The 18,908-nt window shown below is 67.4% G+C and carries 16 protein-coding genes; 13 read left to right on the top strand and 3 right to left on the bottom strand.

Features of this window, described 5'->3' with window-relative positions:
• Positions 1–25 precede the first annotated feature (25 nt).
• Both NN4_RS28890 and NN4_RS28885 read left to right on the top strand, forming a co-directional pair.
• Positions 26–769, top strand: a complete 744-nt coding sequence (locus tag NN4_RS28890; protein ID WP_147138132.1) for an ABC transporter ATP-binding protein — start codon at positions 26–28, stop codon at positions 767–769.
• 109 nt (positions 770–878) lie between these two features.
• The gene (locus NN4_RS28885) at positions 879–1,739 is read left to right on the top strand and encodes an RpnC/YadD family protein (protein ID WP_147138129.1); all 861 of its coding nucleotides are present in this window, start codon (positions 879–881) and stop codon (positions 1,737–1,739) included.
• Between the two features lie 153 nt (positions 1,740–1,892).
• Here the strand turns inward: NN4_RS28885 and NN4_RS28880 are convergent, their stop codons facing one another.
• Positions 1,893–2,813, bottom strand: coding sequence for a LysR family transcriptional regulator (locus tag NN4_RS28880; RefSeq protein WP_186818678.1), 921 nt, complete (start codon positions 2,811–2,813; stop codon positions 1,893–1,895).
• Positions 2,814–2,954: 141 nt separating this feature from the next.
• Here NN4_RS28880 and NN4_RS28875 point away from each other — a divergent pair, with 141 nt between their 5' ends.
• Both NN4_RS28875 and NN4_RS28870 read left to right on the top strand, forming a co-directional pair.
• A complete protein-coding gene (locus NN4_RS28875) occupies positions 2,955–4,343 on the top strand; it encodes an MFS transporter (protein ID WP_147138123.1) in 1,389 nt (462 codons plus the stop codon).
• Positions 4,340–5,086 carry a 3-hydroxybutyrate dehydrogenase gene (locus NN4_RS28870; RefSeq protein WP_147138120.1) on the top strand — a complete coding sequence of 249 codons (747 nt, stop codon included), beginning with the start codon at positions 4,340–4,342 and terminating at the stop codon, positions 5,084–5,086. The genes NN4_RS28875 and NN4_RS28870 overlap by 4 nt, the downstream gene beginning before the upstream one ends.
• An 8-nt stretch (positions 5,087–5,094) precedes the next feature.
• Here the strand turns inward: NN4_RS28870 and NN4_RS28865 are convergent, their stop codons facing one another.
• Positions 5,095–5,688 (bottom strand): SACE_7040 family transcriptional regulator, encoded by a 594-nt coding sequence (locus tag NN4_RS28865; protein ID WP_107659420.1) that lies wholly within the window; start codon positions 5,686–5,688, stop codon positions 5,095–5,097.
• Positions 5,689–5,831: 143 nt separating this feature from the next.
• On the opposite strand from NN4_RS28865, the gene NN4_RS28860 reads away from it, so the two are divergent.
• The 9 genes from NN4_RS28860 (at position 5,832) to NN4_RS28820 (ending at position 18,282) form a co-directional block, all read left to right on the top strand.
• Complete coding sequence (locus NN4_RS28860) at positions 5,832–7,430, top strand: carboxyl transferase domain-containing protein (protein ID WP_147138117.1); 1,599 nt, start codon at positions 5,832–5,834, stop codon at positions 7,428–7,430.
• Between the two features lie 5 nt (positions 7,431–7,435).
• Positions 7,436–9,523 carry an acetyl/propionyl/methylcrotonyl-CoA carboxylase subunit alpha gene (locus NN4_RS28855; RefSeq protein WP_147138114.1) on the top strand — a complete coding sequence of 696 codons (2,088 nt, stop codon included), beginning with the start codon at positions 7,436–7,438 and terminating at the stop codon, positions 9,521–9,523.
• The gene (locus NN4_RS28850; RefSeq protein WP_147138111.1) at positions 9,520–10,680 is read left to right on the top strand and encodes an acyl-CoA dehydrogenase family protein; all 1,161 of its coding nucleotides are present in this window, start codon (positions 9,520–9,522) and stop codon (positions 10,678–10,680) included. Before NN4_RS28855 ends, NN4_RS28850 begins: the two co-directional genes overlap by 4 nt.
• A gap of 41 nt (positions 10,681–10,721) precedes the next feature.
• Positions 10,722–11,180 (top strand): MaoC family dehydratase, encoded by a 459-nt coding sequence (locus NN4_RS28845; RefSeq protein ID WP_167769136.1) that lies wholly within the window; start codon positions 10,722–10,724, stop codon positions 11,178–11,180.
• The gene (locus NN4_RS28840) at positions 11,177–11,989 is read left to right on the top strand and encodes an HpcH/HpaI aldolase/citrate lyase family protein (RefSeq protein WP_147138104.1); all 813 of its coding nucleotides are present in this window, start codon (positions 11,177–11,179) and stop codon (positions 11,987–11,989) included. Before NN4_RS28845 ends, NN4_RS28840 begins: the two co-directional genes overlap by 4 nt.
• Positions 11,990–12,018: 29 nt before the next feature.
• The gene (locus NN4_RS28835) at positions 12,019–13,968 is read left to right on the top strand and encodes an acetoacetate--CoA ligase (protein WP_147138101.1); all 1,950 of its coding nucleotides are present in this window, start codon (positions 12,019–12,021) and stop codon (positions 13,966–13,968) included.
• Between the two features lie 93 nt (positions 13,969–14,061).
• Positions 14,062–15,402, top strand: a complete 1,341-nt coding sequence (locus NN4_RS28830) for a cytochrome P450 (RefSeq protein ID WP_147138098.1) — start codon at positions 14,062–14,064, stop codon at positions 15,400–15,402.
• A gap of 209 nt (positions 15,403–15,611) precedes the next feature.
• A complete protein-coding gene (locus tag NN4_RS28825) occupies positions 15,612–16,856 on the top strand; it encodes a TetR/AcrR family transcriptional regulator (protein ID WP_147138095.1) in 1,245 nt (414 codons plus the stop codon).
• 181 nt (positions 16,857–17,037) lie between these two features.
• Positions 17,038–18,282 carry a TetR/AcrR family transcriptional regulator gene (locus NN4_RS28820; RefSeq protein ID WP_147138092.1) on the top strand — a complete coding sequence of 415 codons (1,245 nt, stop codon included), beginning with the start codon at positions 17,038–17,040 and terminating at the stop codon, positions 18,280–18,282.
• Here NN4_RS28820 and NN4_RS28815 read toward each other — a convergent pair whose 3' ends face one another.
• Positions 18,283–18,897: an Rv1363c family protein gene (locus tag NN4_RS28815; protein WP_147138089.1), complete on the bottom strand. Its 615-nt coding sequence runs from the start codon at positions 18,895–18,897 to the stop codon at positions 18,283–18,285. It lies immediately after the preceding gene.
• Positions 18,898–18,908 lie beyond the last annotated feature (11 nt).

Below are 18,908 nucleotides of genomic sequence, written 5' to 3'. Positions count from 1 at the left end.
GCATTGAGCCACTGGAGTTTCCGATATGACAACCACCGCCACCCGCACCACCACCGCCCTGGACCTCACCGACGTAACCCTCACCTACCCCGACGGCACCAGCCGCCTCACCGCCCTCGACCGCGTGAGCCTGCGCGTCACCGGCGGCTCCGTAGCCGCCATCACCGGCCCCTCCGGCTCCGGCAAATCCAGCCTCCTCGCCACCGCCGCCACCCTCATCCGCCCCGACTCCGGCCACCTCACCCTCCAAACCCCCACCGGCACCACAGATCTCGCCACCCTCACCCGCCGAGAAGCCGCCACCCTCCGCCGCTCTTCCATCGGCATCGTCTTCCAACAACCAAACCTCATCCCCGCCCTGACCGCCCTAGAACAACTAGAGGTAATGACCCACCTAGGCCAACGCCTCTATACCCCCGCCAAAAAGCGCCACGAAATCCGCACCAAGGCAACAGAACTCCTCGAATCAGTCGGATTGACCGACCAACAATCCAAACACCCCGCCCAACTCTCCGGCGGCCAACGCCAACGCGTCAACATAGCCCGAGCCCTGATGAACAACCCATCCCTACTGGTAATCGACGAACCAACCAGCGCCCTGGACACCGAAAGAGGCGCCGCCATCATCGATCTCATCCTCACCGTAGCCCGCAGCCACAACGCCGCCACCCTCCTGGTAACCCACGACCAAACCCACCTCCACCGCATGAACGCCGTCTACCGCATGGTCGACGGCCACCTCACCGACACCACCTTCGCAACCCCATAGCATTCAAGTTGAGAATCAACGAAAGATGGAAGGTTCCAACATAATTCGTTCCATTCGCACCGCGGTTGCGGCTTTGATTTCCGTCGGTGGCAACTGATAGCTTTCCTGCATGCCCGGCCACCTCCACGAGCTACTCATCGAACTGTTCCGGCAACGCCCGCAACTCGCCGCAGAGCTACTGACAAGCCGGCTGGGCACCGACCTACCCGAATTCGACCACGCACGTTTGGAATGCGGAGATTTCCCCGACATCAATCCCACGGAATACCGCGCCGACGCCGTCGTAGTGCTCGCGAACGGAACTACTCCCGCAGTAGCGGTAGTAGTGGAGGTTCAGCTGCAGCCCGACAAGGACAAGACGTGGAGCTGGCCGGTCTACCTGACGACGCTCCGCGCTCGATTGAAGTGTCCAACCATCCTGCTTGTGCTGTGCCCGTACAGACGCACGGCCGCTTATTGCAGAAGACCCATAACGGTCGCCCCCGAGTTCACGCTCAAACCGTTGGTGCTGAGTCCGACCGATGTCCCCGTGGTCACCGATCCGGAGACCGCGGAAGCCAACCCTGAGCTTGCGGTGCTCTCCGCCGTCGCGCACGGCAACCATCCCGACAGCGAAACCATCCTGACCATTCTGGCCACCCGCGTACTCGCCGCGCCACACGGCAAGATGTACATTGACCAGGTAACGGGCCTCTTGCCCGAGGCCGCCCGACACTTCTTGGAGAGCCTCATGACCGCTGGCTACGAGTACCAAAATGAGCTCATCCGGACTTACTACTTCGAAGGTAAAACCGAGGGCAACGTCGAAGGTGAGGCCAAGGCGCTCCTCCGGGTCCTCCGCAAACGCGGATTCCACATCTCAGACACCCTCGCTGCCCGAGTTGCAGGGCACACCGATATTGAACAGCTGGACGTCTGGCTCGATCGCGCTGTAGATGCCGCCTCCCTCGATGAGGTATTCGGCGAATAGAACACGTGATCACAAAACCGGCAAAACCTCGCAGACGAACCGTCACTCGTGAAAACTGCGCATACAGAACCGACTTCATCAGGAAGGCCTACTTCGCAGGTATGGCCGCAGAAACGCTCGACGAAGTCTTCGTTGCATGACACGACCCGCGTTCTAGCCACCTAGGAGCGCCGCGCGCTCGCGGTGGACCTTGGCGCGAAGGGCGTCTACGAAGGCGGCCACTTCGGGGCGGCGGAGGGTTTCGGAGCGGGCGACGAGCCAGTAGGCGAGTTTGACGGAGACGGCTTCGGGGAGGACTCGGGTGAGGTCGGGGTGGCGGTCGGCCATGAAGCAGGGGAGTAGGCCGATGCCTGCGGCGGCGCGGGTGGCTTCTACGTGGACGAAAACGTTTGTTGAGGTTACGGATTCGCGCATGGTGGGGGCGAAGCTGGAGGCGAGGTCGAGGTCGTCGACTTGGAGCATGGAGTCGATGAAGTAGACGAGGGGGTGGTGGATGAGGTCTTCGACGCGGGCTGGGGAGCCGTGTTCGCGCAGATAGTCTCTGGCGGCGTAGAGGCCCAGGCAGTAGTCGGCTAGGCGGGTGGCGGTGGCGCGGTGGACCTGGGGTTCGCCGACGACTACCTCGAGGTCCAGGCCGGAGCGCTGGGTGGATGCGCGTCTGGTGGTGGCCACGATTTCGACAGTGATCTTGGGGTGCTGGCGTTGCACCTCGGCGGCGGCGGGGGCGGCGAGGTAGGCGCTGAAACCGTCGGTTGCCGAAATGCGCACCACGCCTTCGAGAACTCGGCTGCCGTCGGCGTCGGCGGCGAGTGACTTGACGGCCGACTCGACGACCTCGGCTGCCGCCAACGCCTCCCGGCCGAGTTCGGTGAGCTCCCAGCCGCCGGCTGCCCGGGTCAGCACCCGGCCGCCGAGGGTGTGCTCGAGTGCGGCGATGCGCCGGGAGATGGTCGTGTGGTTGATGCCGAGTTCTTCGGCGGCGGACACGAAGCGCCCGGACCGGCCGACGGCCAGCAGAACGAGGAGGTCATCCGCGCTCGGCCGCCGGGCCGACCCAGTTGACACATCCCGCATATCTGCATCATCGCAGATCGCTACTGCACAACTAGTCATTGCGGTCACACCCATCTGCACTAATACTTCGTTGCAGCCGAGATTTGTGGGGGCCATCACATCTCTATCGCGATGTGACCCCCCGGCACGAAGGAGAGTTCGATGAGCGTGCGCAGTGCATTCAGGCCGACGGGCGGCGAGCCCGGCGGGGTGCCGACCGGCTTGAGACGGGTGGTAGCCGCGTCGATGGCGGGCACGGTCGTCGAATGGTATGAGTTCTTCCTCTACGGCACCGCCGCGACACTGGTGTTCAGCAAGGTGTTCTTCGCCAAGGGCACCAGCGATCTGGACGCGATCCTCGCCGCGTTCGTCACCTACGCGGTCGGCTTCGCCGCACGTCCGTTGGGCGGCATCGTCTTCGGGCATTTCGGCGACAAGTACGGCCGCAAGAAGCTGCTGCAATTCAGCCTGATCCTGGTGGGCGCCTCCACCTTTCTGATGGGCTGTCTGCCGACGTTCGGCCAGATCGGTTACTGGGCGCCCGCACTGCTGGTCACCCTGCGCTTCATCCAAGGCTTCGCGGTCGGCGGTGAATGGGGTGGCGCGGTCCTGCTGGTAGCCGAGCACAGTCCGAGCCGCAGCCGCGGTTTCTGGGCGAGCTGGCCGCAAGCGGGCGTGCCGATGGGCAACCTGCTCGCGACGGCGGTGTTGCTGATCCTGACCACCTGGCTCTCCGATGCCGCCTTCCTCAGCTGGGGCTGGCGCGTGGCGTTCTGGCTGTCGGCGGTGGTGGTACTGGTCGGCTACTACATCCGCACCAAGGTCACCGACGCCCCCATTTTCGTTGCCGCGCAACAGGAAGTGGAGAAGATCAAGGCGACCTCGCTCAGCGTCGTCGAGGTGGTCAAGCGGTACCCGCGCGGCGTGCTCACCGCCATGGGGCTGCGTTTCGGAGAGAACATCCTGTACTACCTGGTGGTCACGTTCACCATCACCTATCTCAAGGTGCAGGTGCACGTCGACACCACGGTCATCCTCTGGTGGCTGCTCGCCGCACACGCCGTGCACTTCCTGGCGGTCCCGGTGGCCGGCTGGTTCTCCGACCGGTTCGGCAGGCGACCGGTGTATCTGGTCGGCGCGCTCACCGCGGGCACCTGGGGCTTTTTCGCCTTCCCGATGATGGACAGCGGGCACTACGGGCTCATCATGTTCGCCATCATCATCGGTCTGGTGTTCCACGCGATGATGTACGCCGGGCAGCCCGCGATCATGGCGGAGATGTTCCCGACCCGGATGCGCTATTCCGGTGTGTCCCTTGGTTATCAGGTCACCTCGATCGTGGCCGGCTCGCTCGCGCCGATCATCGCCGTCCGGCTGCTCAACACCTACAAGTCCGCGGTACCCATCGCGATCTACCTGGCCATCGCCGCGGCGATCACCGCCGTCGCGGTGCTGTTCGCCCGGGAAACGAAAGGTGTGACCTTGGAAAGCATCGACCTCGCCGATGCCGAGTACCTAGCCGCGCAGCCCGCCCCGGTGGCCGCCAAATGAGCGACCTGACCGGCCGTTCCGCGCTGATCACGGGTGGCGCCAGTGGCATCGGCGCCGCCTGCGCGCGGGAGCTGTCGGCCCGTGGCGCACTGGTCACCATCGCCGATATCGACGATGTGGGCGCCAAGGCGCTGGCCCGCGAGATCGGCGGAAAGCCTTGGGCGGTAGACCTTCTCGATGCCGAGGCCCTGGAAACGCTCGACCTCGAGGTGGACATCCTGGTGAACAACGCCGGGGTGCAGAGCATCAGCCCGATCGAGGACTTCGCCCCACAGCAGTTCCGGAACCTGCTCACCCTGATGGTCGAGGCGCCGTTCCTGCTCATCCGGGCGGCCCTGCCGCACATGTACCGGCAGGGCTTCGGCCGGATCATCAATATCTCGTCGGTGCACGGGATCCGGGCTTCGGAGTACAAGTCCGCCTACGTGACCGCCAAGCACGGCCTGGAGGGCCTGTCAAAGGTCACCGCGCTGGAGGGTGGCAGGCACGGCGTCACCAGCAACTGCGTCAGTCCGGGCTACGTCCGAACCCCGTTGGTGGACAAGCAGATCGCCGACCAGGCCAAGGCACACAACATCCCTGAGCAGGAAGTGCTGGAGAAGATCCTGCTCACCGAGAGCGCGATCAAACGGCTGGTCGAACCGGAAGAGGTTGCCGCACTGGTGGGTTGGCTCGCGTCGGCGGACGCGGGCATGGTGACCGGCGCGAGTTACACGATGGACGGCGGGTGGAGCGCTCGATGATCGAGCCTTCACCCCAGGGCGGACAGCGCCATCCGGCGCAGGATGGGCCTGGCGCGCGCGGCGGTCGCCGTGGTTGCGCTGTGTGGCGTGGAGTTGATCAGTCCGAAGGCGGCGTGGGCCTGCACCCGCGCCGTCTCCTCGGGTAGCCCGGGGTGCAGGTCGCGCAGCACCGTGACCCAGATTTCCACGTACTGGCGCTGGGTGCGGCGCAGCTCCCGGCGGGCGGCGGCGGGCACGTTCTCGAGGTCGCGGTCCTGGATACGGATCAGCTCGGGATCGCCGAGCGCGAAGTCCAGATGGAAGTCGACGAGACCGTCCAGCGCCTCGGCCGGACCGGCGGTGCGCGCGACCACCGCCTTGCCGCCGTCGAGCAGCCGCTGGCTGACGCCGACGAGCAGTTCCACCAGCAGCGCTTCCTTGTTCGGGAAGTGGCGGTAGACGGCGGGCCCACTGATCCCGACGGCGGCACCGAGGTCGTCCAGGCGCATACCGAGGAAGCCGCGGTCCGCGATGAGCCGCGCGCCTGCGTCGAGGAGCTGCTGCCGTCGCTGCGCCTTCAGCTGTTCGCGGCGGGTGAGCGTGACGGGGTCAGTGCTGGTCACACGCGCTCCTTTCGCCAAATCTGGACATCTCGGTTAACCAAGATTAACCTGGATTCCAGTTATCGGCGACTAACTGGCGCACCCGTAGCCAGACCACCACCCTCATAGAGTCGCTCCGCGACGATGACCCAGAGGATCACGTGATGACCGTTACCGAAGAGGCCGTCGACAACCGAGTCGCCCACAAGGCGCTGGTGGACGACCTGAGCGCCCGGCTCGCCGCCGCCGCGCTCGGCGGACCTGTGAAGGCCAGGGACCGCCATGTGGCGCGCGGCAAACTGCTGCCGCGCCAGCGGGTGGACCAGCTGCTCGACCCCGGCAGCCCGTTCCTCGAGCTCTCCCCCCTGGCCGCGACCGGGATGTACGGCGACGAATCCCCCGGCGCCGGGATCATCACCGGGATCGGCCGGGTGTCCGGCCGCGAGTGCGTGATCGTGGCCAACGACGCCACCGTCAAGGGCGGCACCTACTACCCGATGACGGTGAAGAAGCATCTGCGCGCCCAGGAGATCGCGCTGCAGAACCAGCTGCCCTGCCTGTATCTGGTCGACTCCGGCGGCGCCTACCTGCCCGAGCAGGACGAGGTGTTCCCGGACCGCGAGCACTTCGGGCGCATCTTCTACAACCAGGCGACCATGAGCGCCAAGGGGATTCCGCAGATCGCCGCGGTGCTCGGTTCCTGCACCGCGGGCGGCGCGTACGTGCCCGCGATGAGCGACGAGGCGGTGATCGTGCGCAATCAGGGCACGATCTTCCTCGGCGGCCCGCCGCTGGTGAAGGCGGCGACCGGCGAGGTGGTCACCGCGGAGGAGCTCGGTGGCGGCGAACTGCATTCGCGCACTTCAGGTGTCACCGATCATCTGGCCGAGGACGACCGGGACGCGTTGCGCATCGTGCGCCGCATCGTCGCGACCCTCGGCCCGCGTCCGGCGAGCCCGTGGGAGGTGCTGCCGACGGTCGCGCCCGCCGCACCGGAGTCGGAGTTGTACGACGTGGTGCCGGTGGATCTGCGCACGCCGTACGACGTCCGCGAGGTGATCACGCGCCTCGTCGACGGCGACCCGCACGGGGACGGCGCTTTCCACGAGTTCAAGGCCGAATACGGCAAGACCCTCGTCACCGGTTTCGCACGCATCCACGGCCATCCGGTCGGTATCGTGGCCAACAACGGCGTGCTGTTCAGCGAATCCGCCATGAAGGGCGCGCATTTCATCGAGCTGTGCGACAAGCGCAAGATTCCGCTGCTGTTCCTGCAGAACATCACCGGATTCATGGTCGGTCGCGACTACGAGGCCGGCGGCATCGCCAAGCACGGCGCCAAGATGGTCACCGCGGTGGCCTGCGCGCGGGTGCCGAAGCTCACCGTGGTGATCGGCGGTTCATACGGCGCGGGCAACTATTCGATGTGCGGGCGCGCGTATTCGCCGCGCTTTCTGTGGATGTGGCCCAATGCCAGGATCTCGGTGATGGGCGGCGAGCAGGCCGCCTCCGTCCTGGCGACGGTGCGCGGCGATCAGCTCGACAGCTCGGGGCAGCCGTGGTCGCCCGAGGACGAGGAGGCGTTCAAGGCGCCGATCCGCGACCAGTACGAAAGCCAAGGCAATCCCTACTATTCGACGGCCCGGCTCTGGGATGACGGCGTGATCGACCCCGCGGACACCAGAACTGTTCTCGGGCTTGCCCTCTCGGTCTGCGCCCAGGCGCCGCTCGAGCCCGTTTCCTACGGCGTCTTCCGGATGTGAGTCTGATGCTGAACAAATCTCATCCCGTCGGCTTCGACACCGTGCTCGTGGCCAACCGCGGCGAGATCGCGGTGCGCGTCATCCGCACGTTGCGCGCCATGGGAATTCGCTCGGTCGCGGTCTACAGCGACGCCGACGCCGATGCCAGGCACGTGCACGAGGCCGATACCGCGGTGCGACTCGGTCCGGCCGCCGCCCGCGACAGCTATCTCGCGATCGACAAGGTGGTGGCCGCCGCCGTGCGCACCGGGGCACAGGCGGTCCATCCCGGGTACGGATTCCTTTCCGAGAACGCTGCTTTCGCCGCAGCGCTGGCGGACGCGGGCATCGTCTTCCTCGGTCCGCCCGTCCGGGCGATCGAGGTGATGGGCGACAAGATCGCGGCGAAGAACACCGTCTCCGCGTTCAACGTGCCGGTGGTGCCCGGCATTGCCAGGCCGGGCCTGACCGACGCCGACCTGATCGAGGCGGCCCACGAGGTGGGCTACCCGGTGCTGGTGAAGCCCTCCGCCGGTGGTGGCGGTAAGGGCATGCGGCTGGTCGAGGATCCCGCCCGGCTGCCGGAAGCACTGCTCAGCGCGCGTCGTGAAGCCGCCGCCGCGTTCGGCGACGACACCCTGTTCCTGGAGCGTTTCGTCACCCGCCCGCGGCACATCGAGGTGCAGGTCCTGGCCGACCAGTTCGGCAACGTGCTCCACCTGGGCGAACGCGAGTGCAGCCTGCAACGCAGGCACCAGAAGGTGATCGAGGAGGCGCCGTCCCCGCTGCTCGACGCGGCGACCAGGGCCAGGATCGGCGCCGCCGCTTGCAATACCGCGCGCAGCGTCGACTATGTCGGCGCGGGCACGGTCGAGTTCATCGTCTCCGCCGACCGGCCGGACGAGTTCTTCTTCATGGAGATGAATACCCGCCTGCAGGTGGAACATCCGGTCACCGAGCTGGTCACCGGCGTCGACCTGGTGGACTGCCAGGTCCGGGTCGCGGCCGGGCAGAAGCTCGCGGTGGAGCAGGACGAGATCCGGATGATCGGGCACGCCGTCGAGGCCAGGGTGTACGCCGAGGACCCCGGTCGCGGTTTCCTGCCCACCGGCGGCACCGTGCTCGACCTGTCCGAGCCGGAAGGCACCGGGGTCCGGGTGGATTCGGGCCTGCGCACCGGCACCGTGGTCGGCAGCGACTACGACCCGATGCTGGCGAAGGTCATCACGCACGGCGCCGACCGGACCTCCGCGATCGCGAAACTCGACCGGGCACTGGGCGATACGGTGCTGCTCGGGGTGACCACCAATATCGAGTTCCTGCGCTTCCTGCTCGCCGACCCGAATGTCGCGGCGGGGGAGCTGGATACCGGTCTGCTGGATCGCCGGGTCGCCGACTTCCACCCGGCTCCGGTCGATGACGAGATGTTCCTGGCCGCGGCCGCCTACCGGTGGCTGCGACGCTGGCCGGCCACCCCGGACGATCCCTGGCAGGTTCCGTCCGGCTGGCGCATCGGCGACGCCGCACCGACCCCGATCCGGTTGGCCGGCGGTGACCGCATCGAGCACGTGTACCTCACCGGCTCCCCCGCCGACGCGACTGGCCGTATCGACGACGGCCAATCCATCTCCCTCACAGCTGCTTTCGCCGAGAACATCCTGACGCTGACCCTGGACGGCATCCGGCAGGAATACCGGGTCGCCGAACACGACGGGCACCTGTGGCTGGCCGGACCCACCGGCATCGCCATGCTGCGCGAAGTGGCCGAGGCCAGCGTGCGCGGCACGACCGAGCATGTCGGCGACGCCGAGATCACCAGCCCCATGCCGGGTTCGGTGATCGCACTACAGGTGGACAACGGTGCCACTGTCGCCGCGGGCGCGCCGATCGTCATCGTGGAGGCGATGAAGATGGAGCATTCGCTCACCGCGCCGATCGACGGCACCGTCGAAATCCTGGTCGCACCAGGCACTCAGGTGCGTTTGGACCAGGTACTCGCCCGCATCATCGCGACGCCCGCCGCCGAAGAGCCTGCGTCGCCACCCGATTCCGGCGCAGACCGGAAGGCCGGGGAAGACTCGAATACCGCCGAGCCAGAAGGAAACCAAGCATGACCGACTTCCTGTCCACCGGCGCACTGCCGCAGGAGTACCGCGATCTGGCCATGACGGTGCGCGATTTCGCGCGGACGGTGGTCGCCCCGGTGGCCGCCGAGCACGACGCGAACCACACCTTCCCGTACGAGGTGGTCGCGGGCATGGCCGAGATGGGCCTGTTCGGCCTGCCGTTCCCCGAGGAGTACGGCGGCATGGGCGGCGACTACTTCGCGCTCTGCCTGGCTCTGGAGGAGCTCGGCAAGGTCGACCAGAGCGTGGCCATCACCCTGGAGGCCGGCGTCTCCCTCGGCGCGATGCCGATCTACCGCTACGGCAACGACAAACAGAAGCTGGAGTGGTTGCCGCAGCTGACCAGTGGCCGGGCCCTCGCCGCGTTCGGGCTCACCGAGCCCGGCGCGGGCAGCGACGCAGGCGGCACCAAGACCACCGCCATCGCCGACAGCGGCGAGTGGGTCATCAACGGCAGCAAGCAGTTCATCACCAACTCCGGCACCGACATCACCACGCTGGTCACGGTGACGGCGGTGACCGGCGAGGTCGGCGGCAAGAAGGAGATCTCCACCATCCTGGTGCCCACCGACACCCCCGGGTTCGTCGCCGAACCCGCCTACAACAAGGTCGGCTGGAACGCCTCGGACACCCACCCGCTGAGTTTCACCGACGTCCGGGTGCCGCAGGACAACCTGCTCGGCGAGCGCGGCCGCGGCTACGCGAACTTCCTGCGCATCCTCGACGAGGGCCGGATCGCCATCGCGGCGCTCGCGGTCGGCGCCGCGCAGGGCTGCGTCGACGAGAGCGTGCGCTACGCGAAGGAACGCGAGGCGTTCGGCCAGGCCATCGGCCGCAACCAGGCCATCGCCTTCAAGATCGGCAGAATGGAAGCGCGGGCCCATACGGCGCGCACCGCCTACTATGACGCCGCGGCACTGATGCTGGCAGGCAAGCCGTTCAAGAAGCAGGCCTCCATCGCCAAACTGGTGGCCAGCGAGGCGGCGATGGACAATTCCCGGGACGCTACCCAGATCTTCGGCGGCTACGGCTTCATGAACGAATACCCGGTGGCCCGGCACTACCGGGACAGCAAGATCCTCGAAATCGGTGAGGGCACAACGGAGGTGCAGTTGATGCTGATCGGACGGGAGCTCGGGCTGTGAACGACGTGACCAACGGCTTGCGCCGGGTAGTGCAGACCGGCATGTGGTTCGAGGAGCTCGAGACCGACGTGCTCTACGAGCACCGGCCGGGCCGCACCATGACCGAGACCGACAACGTGCTGTTCAGCACGCTGACCATGAATCCGCAGGGCCTGCACATCGATGCGGCCTACAGCGACGCGCAGGAGCCGTTCCATCAGCGCCTGGTCAATTCGCTGTTCACCCTCGGCACCATGGTCGGCCTCTCGGTGGCGCATCTGACCCAGGGCACCACCGTCGCCAATCTCGGCTTCACCGAGGTGAAGTTCCCGGCTCCGCTGTTCCACGGCGACACCGTCTACGCCGAGACCGTCGTGCTGGACAAGCGGGTCTCCAAGAGCAGGCCGGGCGAGGGCATCGTCACCTTCCGCCACACCGCACGCAACCAGCACGGCACCGTCGTGGCGGTCGCGGTGCGCAACGCGATGATCCGCCTGCGACCAGAAGGCGGACAGTCGTGACCTGGCAGTTGCCGGGACCCGCCTGGCTGTTCTGCCCGGCGGACCGACCGGACCGCTACGAAAAGGCCGCCGCAGCATCGGATGTGGTGATTCTCGATCTGGAGGACGGCGTCGCTGCCGCGGACAAGGCGGCAGCGCGCAAGGCGCTCGTCGAGACACCGCTGGATCCCGAGACCACCGTGGTCCGCGTCAACGCGGCGGGCACCGACGAGCACTCGCTCGACCTTGCCGCGCTGGCCGACACCGGCTATCGGCGCATCATGCTGCCGAAATGCGAATCCGCCGAACAGGTCTCGGCTCTGGCCGAGTACGACGTGATCGCATTGATCGAATCGCCGCTCGGCGCATTGACGGTCGACCGAGCGATGGCGGCACCCAATGCGATCGGCGTGATGTGGGGCGCCGAGGACCTCGTCGCCGGGCTCGGCGGCAACTCCAGCAGGCATGCCGACGGTAGTTATCGCGATGTGGCGCGCCATGTCCGGTCCACCGCGCTGCTCGCGGCCAAGGCGTACGGCAAGTTCGCGCTCGACTCGGTGTATCTCGACATCCGCGACCTCGATGGCCTGCGCGTCGAGGCGCTGGACGCGGTCGCCGTCGGATTCGACGCAAAGGTCGCCATCCATCCCAGCCAGGTGGCGGTCATTCGCGCGGCGTACGCCCCGACCGCGGCCGAACTGGACTGGGCCAGAAGGGTACTCGACGAGGTGCCGAAGCATCGCGGGGTGTTCGCCTTCGAGGGCCGCATGGTCGACGCCCCCGTCCTACGCCATGCCGAGCAGATCGTGCGGCGCGCCGAGCGCGCCTGAACCCGAGTTCGAAAGCCAGGAGGATTGCGGTGCAACCACAGTGGGTGCCGACCGAGCAGGATATCGCCGACGCCAGGATCACCGACTTCGCGCGGTTCGTCACGGCACGCACCGGCCGCGCCGTGCCCGACTACCACGCGCTGTGGCAGTGGTCCGTCGCTGAGATCGCCGAATTCTGGCACGCGGTGTGGGATTACTTCGAGCTCGGAGATACCGCCGGCGAGGTGCTGGCCGACGCGGAAATGCCGGGTGCGCAATGGTTTCCCGGCACCCGGCTGAACTACGTCGATCAGGTGGTTCGTCAGTTCCGCACCGACCGTCCCGCGATCGTCGCCATCAGTGAGGACGCGGAACGGCGCGAGGTGTCCTGGGTCGAGTTGATCGACCACACGGCGGCCTTGGCCCGGACCCTGCGGGACCTAGGGGTGCAACCGGGCGATCGGGTGGCGGGCTACCTGCCCAATATCCCGGAGACAGTCATCGCGTTCCTGGCGACCGCGAGCATCGGCGCGGTGTGGACCGCCTGCGGCCAGGACTACTCGCCCAAGGCCGCGCTGGATCGGCTCGGCCAGCTCGAACCCACCGTGCTGATCACCGTGGACGGCTACCGCTTCGGCGGCAAGGCCCACGACAAGCGCGCCGACATCGCCGCGCTGCAAGCCGGTCTCGGCACCCTGCGCGGCACGATCGCCGTGTCTCAGCTGGGGCTCGACGTTGCGGAGGCGACGCCGTGGCGAGACGCGATCGCCAGCGACGAGGCCGCGCCCGCCGTGATCGAGACGGAGACGGTCGATTTCGACCATCCGCTGTGGATCGTGTTCTCCTCCGGCACCACCGGGCTGCCGAAGGGCATCGTGCACGGGCACGGCGGTGTACTGCTGGAGCATCTCAAAGCCGTTGCCCTGCAAACGGATATCGGCCCGGACGATACCTTCTTCTGGTACACCAGCCCGAGCTGGATGATGTGGAACTTCCAGATCTCCGGCCTGCTGGTCGGCGCGACCGTCGTCTGCTACGACGGCAGCCCCACCTATCCGGCGCCGGATGCGCTGTGGCGCATCGCCGCCGAGACCCGCACGACCATGCTCGGCACCAGCCCCGGGTACGTGCTCGCCTGCATCAAGGCGGGTGCCGTGCCGCGCACCGAGCACGACTTGTCCGCACTGCGCGCGGTCGGCATCACCGGTGCGTCGCTGCCCACCTCGTCGGCACTCTGGCTGGGCGAGAACACCGGTGACCATGTCCAGGTCAACTCGATCAGCGGCGGCACCGACGTGGTTTCGGCCTTCCTCGGTGGCGTGCGCACCGTGCCCGCCTGGCCCGGCGAGCTCTCGGCGCGCTTCCTCGGCGCCGCGATCGAGGCCTTCGACGGCACCGGGCAGCCGGTCCGCGGCGAGGTCGGCGAGCTGGTCATCACGAAGCCGATGCCGTCCATGCCGGTGCGGTTCTGGCATGACGCCGACGGAAAGCGTTACCACGACGCCTATTTCGACATGTACCCCGGCGTGTGGCGGCACGGCGACTGGATCACCATCACCGACCGCAACTCCATCGTCGTGCACGGCCGCTCCGACTCCACCCTCAACCGCCACGGCATCCGGATGGGCAGCGCAGACATCTACCAGTCCGTCGAGCGCCTCCCCGAGATCGCCGAGGCGCTGGTCATCGGCGCCGAACAGCCGGACGGCGGCTACTGGATGCCGCTGTTCGTCGTGCTCGCGCCCGGCGCCGAACTCACCGACGACCTGAAGACTCGCATCAACACCACCATCCGCACCGAGGTCTCCCCGCGCCACGTGCCCGACGAAATCCTGGTAGCCCCGGGCATTCCGCATACCCGGACCGGCAAGAAGCTCGAGGTGCCGATCAAGAAGCTCTTCCAAGGGGCCGACGCCACCCGCGTCGTCGAACGCAGTGCCGTCGACAATCCGGACCTGCTCGATTGGTACGCGGCCGTCCGCCCGAACACCGAAAGCTAGCGCCTGATTCGAACTGTTTCATAGACCCTTGCCCGCACATCTCCTAGCGTGGTGCAGGACAGGCTCGTCCCTTACCCCGGCGGAGGTGGCATCGTGGCCGCACAGGACGTCCGAGCGCGCGACGAGATCGCCGCCTATCCACCGGGGTCGCGACTGCCCGGCATCGTGCAGAGCATCCTGTTCCAAGTCGATCGGCAGCGGTTCGTGCCCGCCCTGGCGCGCCGGTACGGTGACGTCTTCACACTGCGGATCCCGCCCTTCGCCGACCATGCCGTGGTGTTCTCCCGCCCGGAGCACATCAAGGAGATCTTCGCGGGCAACCCGCACGACCTGCACGCGGGCGAGGGCAACCAGATCCTCGGCCACGTGATGGGCAGCCACTCCCTGCTGCTCACCGACGAGGACGAACACGCGCGCGCCCGACGGCTGCTGATGCCCGCCTTCAACGGCTCGGCGCTGCGCGCCTACCGCGACCTGGTCGCCGACATCGCCGTCGCCGAGATCGCCCGCTGGACACCGGGTGCCACGCTCATCACGCTCGACCGGATGAACGCGCTCACCCTCGAGGTGATCGTGCAGGTGGTTTTCGGGGTCACCGATGAACACACCCGCGCCGAACTCGGACCGCGACTGAAGCAGATCGTGAACCTGAATCCGCTGGTGTTCCTCGGCTTCAAGGCGAACTGGCTCGCGCGGCTCGGACCGTGGAAGCGGTTCGCCGACAACCTGCGCGCCGTCGACGCCCTGCTCTACGCCGAGATCGCGGCGCGACGGCGGGCACCGGATCTGGCCGAGCGCACCGATGTGCTGTCCCGGCTGCTGCACGCGGGCACCGGCGAGGACCACGACCCGCCGCTCACCGACGCCGAACTGCGCGATCAGCTCATCACCCTGCTGCTGGCCGGGCACGAGACGACCGCGTCGGCGCTGTCCTGGGCGCTGTACGAGCTCGCGACCCATCCGGACATCCAAGAGCTGGCTTACGCGGCCGCGCGCACCGACGACGACAAATATCTGGAAGCCGTCATGAAGGAGGCGATGCGGCTGCACGTCGTCATCAACGGAACCAACCGAAAACTGACCAGGGATATGACGATCGGCGGCAGGCGACTGCCCGCAGGCACGGTGGTAAGCACCTCGATCCTGCTCGCACACCGCAATCCCGACAGCTACCCCGACCTCGCCGTCTTCCGGCCGGAGCGTTTCCTCGCCGGTGAGGTGGCGCCGAATACCTGGTTCCCGTTCGGTGGCGGGGTCCGGCGCTGCATCGGTGCGGGCTTCTCGCTGATGGAGAGCACCGCAGTGCTGCGGGAAATCCTTGTGCGGCATTCGCTTTCGCTGCCCGAGGGCACGGAACCCGAACGCGGGAAGACCCGCAACATCACCACGGTCCCGCGCGGCAAGGCGCGCCTGGTCATCACGCCACGCGCCTGAGGCGACCCGCGCACTCGACACTGCATGGTTGCTGAGCAGTTGTGGCAGCGATCACATTGACGACTCCCGCCTACAGGTCGCGCGGCCTCGCGCCGCTTTCCGGCAGGTAGTGCGCTTATTCGGCGTGACCTGGGGCACCCGCGCGGTTCGGCGGACGCCCGCGCCGAGCCGTAGCCCGTCTCACCAGCCCTGATCAGTACGATGTCCGCATGAGTGTCGACAATCGCCGTACGGCGCGGAAGGCGAGCACCGGCGACTCGGCACCCCGCGAGGTCCGGCGCAGGCCGAAGAATCGACGGGCCCAGATCGCCGCTGCCTCGGCCGCCGCGTTCGGCGCGCTCGGCTATCACGGCGTGAGCATGGAGGACATCGCCTCCGGCCTCGGCATCAGCTCCGCCGCGCTGTATCGGCACTATCCGAGCAAGTACGCGCTGTTCCGCGAGGAATTGCTACGGGTGGGCCGGGCGATGACCGAGGCGGTCGAGCTGCCCGCCGAGGCCGCGGCGTGGTCGCCCGACCAGCGGTTACGGCACGTACTCGACGCGCTCATCACCGTCACCATCGAGAATCGGCCGACCATCACGCTGGTGCGCTGGGAGGGCCGCTACCTCGAGCCCGACGATGTGACGACGCTGGACGACCAGCAGCTCACCGTGCTCGGCGCGCTCGGCAGCCAGCTGGCCGAGCTGCGCCCGGAACTGACCGAGGACGACACCCGGGTACTGCGGATGGCCTTGCTGAGCACGATCACCAGCATCGCCGACCACCACGCCACGCTGCCGGCGAAATCTCTTGCCCGACTGCTTGGTTCGGCATGCCAGCCGATCGTCGGCGCACAGTTGCCCGCCGAGCAGCCGGCCGAGCCGTTGCAGGTGGTCGAGATCCCGGACTCGTTCAAACATGAACTGCTGCTGCGTAAAGCGGTGGAGCTGTTCCACGAGCGCGGCTATCCGAATGTCAGCGTGGAGGACATCGCCACCGCCGCCGGGCTTTCCGCGGCCTCGGCGGTGTACCGGTTCTACCGAGGCAAGAGCGACCTGCTCGCCGCGGCCTTTCGCCGTGCCGCGGAACGGGTTTCGGGCGCGGTCGGCCCGGCGGTGGCGAACGCGGCGAGCCCGGAGGGCGCCCTGACAACGCTGATCGACCAGTATGTCGCGGGGTCGTTCGCCGAGCGCGCGCTGACCTACGTGTATTTCACCGAGTTCCAGCACGTTCCGGCGGAGGAACGCGCGGTGCTGCGAAACATCCAGCGGCTCAGCGTCGAAGAGTGGGCACGACTGCTGCGCGAGGTGCGCCCGGAGCTCTCGCCTGCCGAGGCACGGTTCCTCATTCACGCCGCGTTCGCGCTGGTGGTCGACCTCGGTCGCGCGTTCGACAATCAGCCGATGGCGGCGCAGGGACGGGTTCGGCTGTTGATGCAGCTGGTCCTTTTCGGGCGTCCCGCCGCAGCCTGAGCAGACCGGCTCGACTGAGGTACCAACCGGTCGCTTATGTTATGCGGAATTCCAGATAGGTGCGGTCGAAGAGTTACAGGTAGCTTCCGCAATCTGGATTCCTTTGTGATCTACCATTCAGTTTGAGTTCGGGCATGCAAAGGCCCCTGTACCGAGCGTCCGATTGGGCTACCATCGCCGCATGGGTGCCCAGGAAGGCCGCGCCGCGGACAAGGCGTCCGACGGGACCGCGCCGCGCGTGGTCCGCCGGCGGCCGCGTGATCGACGGGCCCAGATCGCGGCGGCCTCCGCTGAGGCGTTCGGGTCGCTCGGCTACCACGGTGTGAGCATGGAGGACATCGCGTCCCGGCTCGACATCAGCTCGGCCGCGCTGTATCGGCACTACCCCAGCAAATACGCGCTGTTCCGCGAGGAGGCGCTGCGGCTCGGCGCCCTCAGCGAGGCGGCGGTGCGGCTGCCCGACTCGGCGCGCGGGCTGCCCGCCGAAATACGGCTCGGCCGCGTCGTGGACGCCCTCATCGCGTCCTCGATCGCCAATCGCCGCAGCGCCGCGCTGCTGCGCTGGCAGCGCCGCTATCTCGAGGACGCCGACGCCGCGATCCTGGACGACCAGCTGGCGACGGTGCATTCGGTCCTGATGTCGCTGCTCGGCGAGGCCCGTCCGGACTTGGACAAGGCGGACCGGTCCGTGCTGGCGGCCGCGGTGCTGAGCGTGCTCAGCAGCATCGGCGACCACCACGTGTCGATCCCGGTGCGCGCGTTGACCGCACTGCTCGGGGCGGCCTGCCGCGCCGCCGCCGAGTGCGTGCTGCCGCCACCGGCGCAACACCCCGAACCCCTTGCGGTAACCGAGATTCCGCTGACCTTCAAGCACGAGCTGCTGCTCGCGCGCGCGATCGAGTTGTTCCACGAACGCGGCTATCCGAATGTCAGCGTCGAGGACATCGCCACCGCGGCCGGGTTGCCCGCCTCCTCCGCCGTGTACCGCTTCTATCGCAGTAAGGGCGACATCCTGGCGGCCGCGTTCCGCCGTGCGGCAGAACGGGTTTCGGCCGCGATCGGCCCTGCGGTCGCCGCCGCCGACGGCCCCGAGCAGGCCCTGACGACGCTGATCGAGCTCTACGTGGCGGGCTCGTTCGCCGAACGCGAGCTGACCTTCGTCTACTACGCCGAGATCAGTAACGTGCCTGCCGACGCTCGGACGGCCCTGCGAAACATCCAGCGGCTCAACGTCGAAGAGTGGGCGAAGCTGCTCGTCGGCGTCCGCCCCGAACTCGCCGCCGCCGACGCCAGACTGCTGGTCCACGCGGCCTTGGCGCTGGTGGTCGACCTGGGCCAGCGCTTCGGCTCCACGGATCCGGCGTGCTCGCGGCAACGGGTGGTCCACCTGATGCGGGTCGTGCTGTTCGGCCGCGACGCCGAGTAGTTACGGCTGCTGCGGCGGGGCCAGCGGCGAATTCACCTTGTTCACCAGCCAGCGGCCGTCGACCTTCTCCAGGCGCATCACCATGGACAGCTGGCCGGGGGCGGGCTTGCCCTGGGTGCCCATGCTGGTGATGGTCTGCCCGATCACCACGATGGCCTCGGCGGAGTGCTCGTCACCGGTCTTGATCGCGCACTGCACGTCGTTGACCTTCGACACCACCTCGCCCTGGGTGAGCACCTCGCGCAATTCCTTGCTGGTGCTGTCGAATTGCTTCTTCCAGTCACCGGTGGCGCCGTCGAGCACGGCGGCGAAGTAGGGGTCGAGCTTCTTCGCGTCGTAGTCGGCCAGGATCGGCGCGTAGGCACAGGCGGCCGTGCGCGCGTCCGCGTTGGCGGCAAGAGTGGCTTTGTTGCCCTTGTTCTGCACGTAGAAGACAACGCTCGAAGCGACTGCGGCGCAGAGTGTTACGGCCGCCGCCACACCGAGCACGAGCTTTCCGACTCGGCCTGGCCGGAACCGCTCGAGCCCGCCGGCAGGTGCAGCCTGATCCGAGTCCTTCTCTGGCACAACATCACTCGATGCAGTCGAATCCTCGGGTAGTTCGTTGTCGGTCATGGTGCGCTCCT

Origin of the sequence: Nocardia ninae NBRC 108245, assembly GCF_007990755.1 — a bacterium.
GTDB classification, from domain to species: domain Bacteria; phylum Actinomycetota; class Actinomycetes; order Mycobacteriales; family Mycobacteriaceae; genus Nocardia; species Nocardia ninae.
Note: the sequence above shows the minus strand (reverse complement) of the source record. Positions and strands in the feature narration are given on the sequence as shown.